Below are 4,984 nucleotides of genomic sequence, written 5' to 3' on the forward strand. Positions count from 1 at the left end.
TAAAGCGGGGGACACGCATCAAGTGAATCTTCTCCCAAGTCAGGCGATCAAGATTTTTACGGGTGCTGCCGTTCCCGATTCGGCTCATGCGGTTATTCAAATTGAAAAAGTCAGTGTTATAGAAAATATTTTACAACTTCAAGAACATCCAAAATTAGGATTGAATATCAGACCTATTGGGGAGCAAAATAGTGAAGGTGATTTGGCTCTTGAAAAAGGTTCAGCGCTTAATGCCGCTGCCATTGGGTTTCTTGCGGGTCTTGGTTTTACTTCGGTAAAAATTTTTCAAAAACCCACTATAGGAATTGTAATCACCGGTAATGAACTGGTAAAGCCTGGAAATGAATTGGAATACGGGAAAGTGTATGAGAGCAATGGCGTTATGCTTCAAACGGCTTTAAGGGATGCTTTTTTTGACACTATCAATTTGTATGAAGTAAACGATGATTTTAAAAACACCAAAGCCAAACTGCAACAAGCATTGTCAGAAAATGATGTGGTGCTAGTTTCCGGTGGAATATCCGTGGGCGATTACGATTTTGTGGCTCAGGCTTTAAAGGAACTCGAAGTGGAAACACTTTTCTACAAAGTCAACCAAAAACCCGGAAAACCGCTGTTTGCAGGAAAGAAAAAGGATAAAATAGTGTTTGCCTTGCCAGGTAATCCGGCGGCTTGCCTAACTTGTTTTTATGTGTATGTATTGCCAACATTAACAATTATTTCTGGAAATGCTGCCAACTACAATCAAACTTCACAAAAAAGGATAACCCACAATTTTAGCGTTAATAATTCCCGTTGCCAGTTTCTAAAGGCTACTGTTATCGGTGATGCCGTAACTATACTGTCGCATCAAAATTCTTCGATGCTCAATACTTTTTCGCTTGCTAATGCATTGGTTTATCTCCCAGATGGAACGTATGAAATTGAGAAAGATGCAAAAGTTGATATTTATCATATTTAGGGCTTACTTCTTTTCGTTATATTTGTAAAAGTATAACGCAATAAATTCCGTTTTGAAAATAAAGAGTAAAATTTGGATTGAAAATGATGAGGGAATCCTTATCAGTGAAGGCCGTGTTCAGTTATTAAAATTAATTGAAGAAACGGGTTCGCTGAATAAGGCCGCCAAAGCCATGAATTTGTCTTATCAAAAAGCATGGAAATTAGTGGATGTGTCCAATAAAGCGGCAAAAAGTCCATTGATAGAAACTCAGATAGGCGGAAACAAGGGTGGCGGTACGATACTGACCCCATACGGAAAGTCTTTAATAGAAACTTTTGAAGCAATCAATGCAGACTGTTGGGTGTTTCTGGATGAACAATTAAAAAAACATGTCATATGACTCCAATAGATCTATTTGACATGCCTTTATTGCTGCTATTGTTGCCCATTGTCGCTTTTTTGTATGCCAGTGTGGGGCACGGTGGAGCCAGCGGATATTTGGCATTAATGAGCGCCTTCGCTTTCCCGATAAGCTTCATGAAACCAACCGCTTTAATACTTAATATCCTGGTTTCCGGAATTTCCTTTTATTTTTATTACCGGGAGAAAAAATTCAAATGGAACCTGTTTTATCCTTTTGCGATTACATCAGTTCCGTTCTCTTTTTTGGGAGGGTATCTTACGGTTCCCACATTTTATTATAAAGTGATATTGGCAACGGTATTAGTCTTTGCCGTTTTGAGATTAATGGGTTTTTTGGGAAAAGAGAAAAAGGAAATAACGTCTTTGAATCTGTATGCTGCCTTAATTGTGGGGGCTGTCATAGGGTTTTTATCGGGTTTGATAGGAATTGGCGGCGGAATAATTTTGAGTCCTGTAATCATTCTTATGGGCTGGGGAACCATGAAACAAACAGCAGCCGTTTCGGCTTTATTTATATTGGTGAATTCCATTTCAGGCATTTCGGGTTTCCTACTAAAAGGGGGTGTTTTGCCCGAATCATCGATGCCGCTAATCGGAATTGTATTCGTTGGAGGTTTTTTTGGAGCGTATTACGGCAGCAAAAAATTTAATTCTGCTATTTTGAAAAATGTACTCGCACTGGTTCTCGGAATAGCGATTTATAAATTATATGTAACGGCTTGATTTGAGGAATGGGAAGTGAAGACTGATAAGAGGATAGAAAAAAGAGAATAGAAGAAAGAAAAGAGATTCGAAATGAAAGACAACATAACAGCATTCATATTAGCAGGAGGTAAAAGCCAACGCATGGGAACAGATAAAGGTCTTCTGCCCTTGGGCGGAAAACCATTCGTAAGTCATATTTACGAGGCGGTAAAACCGATTGTGGGCGAGAATATTGTGATTGTTTCTTCGAACGAGGATTATGATTTTTTGGGATATACGCGAATTGAAGACATCGTTCAAGATAAAGGACCTGTGGGAGGAATTTACACAGCCTTGCAACATTCCAAAACAAAACTGAATTTTATCCTTAGCGTTGACGCGCCTTTGGTTTCGACGGAATTGCTGCTTTGGATACTTGAAAATCAGGACGGTTCTTATCAGATGACACAAGTGCAACTGCAAGACAAGGCCTATCCGCTTATCGGTATTTATGACCGGTCATTGGTAAGCGTTTTCGATGAAAACACAAAAAAGGATCGGTTAAGATTGCGACAAGTAATTAAAGAAATTAAAAATCAAACACTGTTGATTCCTGAAAAATGGAGTGCTCAAGTGCAAAACATAAATACTCCAGAAGAGTATCAAAAAATTCAATTATGATTCTAAACATTAAATATTTTGGGGTATTGGCAGAGTTGACCAAGAAGAAAGAAGAGCAGCTGGTGTTGGAGGAACCCAATATGACGGTGAATTCTTTTAAATCAAAAATGGAGTCAGCTTACCAAGAAATGCAAAGCGTCAGTTACACGATTGCTGTTAATCAGGCCATTGCTGGGGTGGATACAACCTTAAATGATCAAGACGTAATTGCTTTTCTGCCTCCTTATGCTGGGGGGTAAAAGTAAGTGAAGGGTGAGAAGTGAGAAGTTGAATTCCAAAAAACAAAAAGAAGTGATAAATACAGCACGATATTCCAGACAAATAATCCTTTCGGAAATTGGAATTTTAGGACAGGAAAAATTACAGAAAGCCAGTGTTTTAGTAATTGGAGCCGGCGGTTTGGGCTGTCCTGTTTTGCAAAATCTGGCTGCGGCTGGAGTCGGTTTTATCGGAATTGTGGACGGAGATGTGGTCGAGGAAACCAATTTGCACCGTCAGTTGTTGTACACTTTGAAAGATTGCGGAAAAAGCAAGGCCATAACAGCTGCCGAAGCGATAATGGAGCTCAATCCTGAGGTGAAGGTTCGCGTTTTTAATGAATTTTTCAGTATTGAAAATGCCTTCGAAATCGTGGGTGACTACCAAATTATTGTCGATTGTACGGATACCATAGGGATTCGCTATCTGATTAATGACGTTTCGATTGTCAAAAAAATTCCGGTGGTCTATGCCTCGATTTACAAGTTTGAAGGGCAGGTTTCGGTTTTTAACTATAAAAACGGTCCGAGTTACCGCTGTTTGTTTCCGCAAACGGAAAGTTTAAGTTCGGTTCCCAATTGTGTTGCTTCAGGAGTTTTGGGGGTGTTGCCCAATACCTTGGGTTCTTTTCAGGCGATGGAGGTGCTAAAGATTGTTCTCGAAATCGGAACGGTATTGTCAGCAAAGTTGTTGCTCTATGATGGGCTACACTATCAAATGCAGCTTGTCAATTTTAATAGAAATCCTGCGGCCATTGAGAAAGGAATTGCCAACGGATTAGCAATTCAGCGACAGAATTCGGCTAAGATGGCGGAGAACGTAACGGCAGCAACTTTTCTGGAAAAATGCAAGCAGGAAGATTGTTTGATCATCGACATAAGGGAAGGATATGAAGAGCCAAAATGGGAAGCTTCAAATGTGGTGAATATACCAATTTCGTCTTTGGAAAGCTACTGCAGCCAACTGGATAAAAACCAAGAAATCCTGTTGTTTTGCCAAAGCGGGCAACGCAGTCAATTGGCTTTGGCCTATTTGAAAAAAGAAGGGTTTACAAAGCTTTCGCATCTCGAAAACGGAATTCAATTCGTGTCAATGACCAATAGCAATAGTCATTAGCAAAAAAGATAAATAAAAAATTAAAATGATACAATAATGCCAACAAGAAAACCTAAAAAAACATCCTTCATCCAGGGTCCCATATCGTCAGAATTCATAGGTAATTCGATAGCGAAACACCAAAGCAAAACGACTATTGGAGCGCACAATATTTTTTTAGGCCAAGTGCGTGCCGATGTGATCGACGGGAAGACCGTTGTTGCAATAGAGTATTCGGCTTATGAAGAAATGGCAGAGCAAACGTTCCACGAAATTCGGGAAGCCGCTTTCGCCAAATTCGAACTTTCGTGTTTGCACATTTACCACAGTCTGGGAACCGTGAAAACAGGGGGGATTTGTCTGTTTGTTTTTGTGTCTGCGCCAAGGCGTAAAGTGGTTTACGATGCCCTGGAGTTTTTGGTGGAAGAAATAAAAGAAAAGGCAGCCATTTTTGGCAAAGAAATAACGGAAGACGAATCGTATACTTGGAAAGTAAATAAATAGGCTGGTACACATAGTTGCACTAAGAATCTCAGAGATACACTAAGAGAAATATAATCTCTGTGAAACCTTTGCGTGTCCTTTGTGAATCTTTAAAATAATAAAACATATAATGGTAGACATCACCCATAAAATAATTACGCAACGCACGGCAACGGCGCAGGCAATTGTAAAAGTAGGCTCGCCAGAAACCATGCAGGCAATTCTCAACAAAACGGTTCCGAAAGGCGATGTTTTGGAAGTTTCCAGAACAGCTGGACTTTTTGCGGTAAAAAACACTTCGAATTCTATTCCGGATTGCCATCCGATGCCTATTGAATTTACCGGAATTGAATATGAGTTTTTGGACGATTCGGTAGTGATAAAAGTAACCGTAAAAGCAATTTACAGAACCGGTGT

8 protein-coding genes are annotated in these 4,984 nt (G+C 39.8%); all 8 read left to right on the forward strand.

The features are described from left to right. On the forward strand, positions 1-961 hold a 961-nt coding region (locus VIH09_RS09870), incomplete at its 5' end, for a molybdopterin molybdotransferase MoeA (RefSeq protein WP_331580448.1). Positions 962-1,013: 52 nt separating this feature from the next. Then, positions 1,014-1,343, forward strand: coding sequence for a winged helix-turn-helix domain-containing protein (locus tag VIH09_RS09875; RefSeq protein WP_331580450.1), 330 nt, complete (start codon positions 1,014-1,016; stop codon positions 1,341-1,343). Then, complete coding sequence (locus VIH09_RS09880) at positions 1,340-2,089, forward strand: sulfite exporter TauE/SafE family protein (protein WP_331580452.1); 750 nt, start codon at positions 1,340-1,342, stop codon at positions 2,087-2,089. The genes VIH09_RS09875 and VIH09_RS09880 overlap by 4 nt, the downstream gene beginning before the upstream one ends. A 72-nt stretch (positions 2,090-2,161) precedes the next feature. After that, positions 2,162-2,731 (forward strand): molybdenum cofactor guanylyltransferase, encoded by a 570-nt coding sequence (gene mobA, locus VIH09_RS09885; protein ID WP_331580454.1) that lies wholly within the window; start codon positions 2,162-2,164, stop codon positions 2,729-2,731. Beyond that, positions 2,728-2,970: a MoaD/ThiS family protein gene (locus VIH09_RS09890; RefSeq protein WP_331580456.1), complete on the forward strand. Its 243-nt coding sequence runs from the start codon at positions 2,728-2,730 to the stop codon at positions 2,968-2,970. The genes mobA and VIH09_RS09890 overlap by 4 nt, the downstream gene beginning before the upstream one ends. A 52-nt stretch (positions 2,971-3,022) precedes the next feature. Then, positions 3,023-4,105: a HesA/MoeB/ThiF family protein gene (locus VIH09_RS09895; protein ID WP_331580458.1), complete on the forward strand. Its 1,083-nt coding sequence runs from the start codon at positions 3,023-3,025 to the stop codon at positions 4,103-4,105. Positions 4,106-4,141: 36 nt separating this feature from the next. Further along, on the forward strand, positions 4,142-4,588 hold the full coding sequence (locus VIH09_RS09900; RefSeq protein WP_331580460.1) for a molybdenum cofactor biosynthesis protein MoaE: 447 nt from the start codon (positions 4,142-4,144) through the stop codon (positions 4,586-4,588). A gap of 109 nt (positions 4,589-4,697) precedes the next feature. Then, positions 4,698-4,984: cyclic pyranopterin monophosphate synthase MoaC (locus VIH09_RS09905; RefSeq protein WP_331580462.1), on the forward strand; the 287-nt coding region annotated here is incomplete at its 3' end.

This window comes from Flavobacterium sp. (genome assembly GCF_036515215.1).
Lineage (GTDB): Bacteria > Bacteroidota > Bacteroidia > Flavobacteriales > Flavobacteriaceae > Flavobacterium.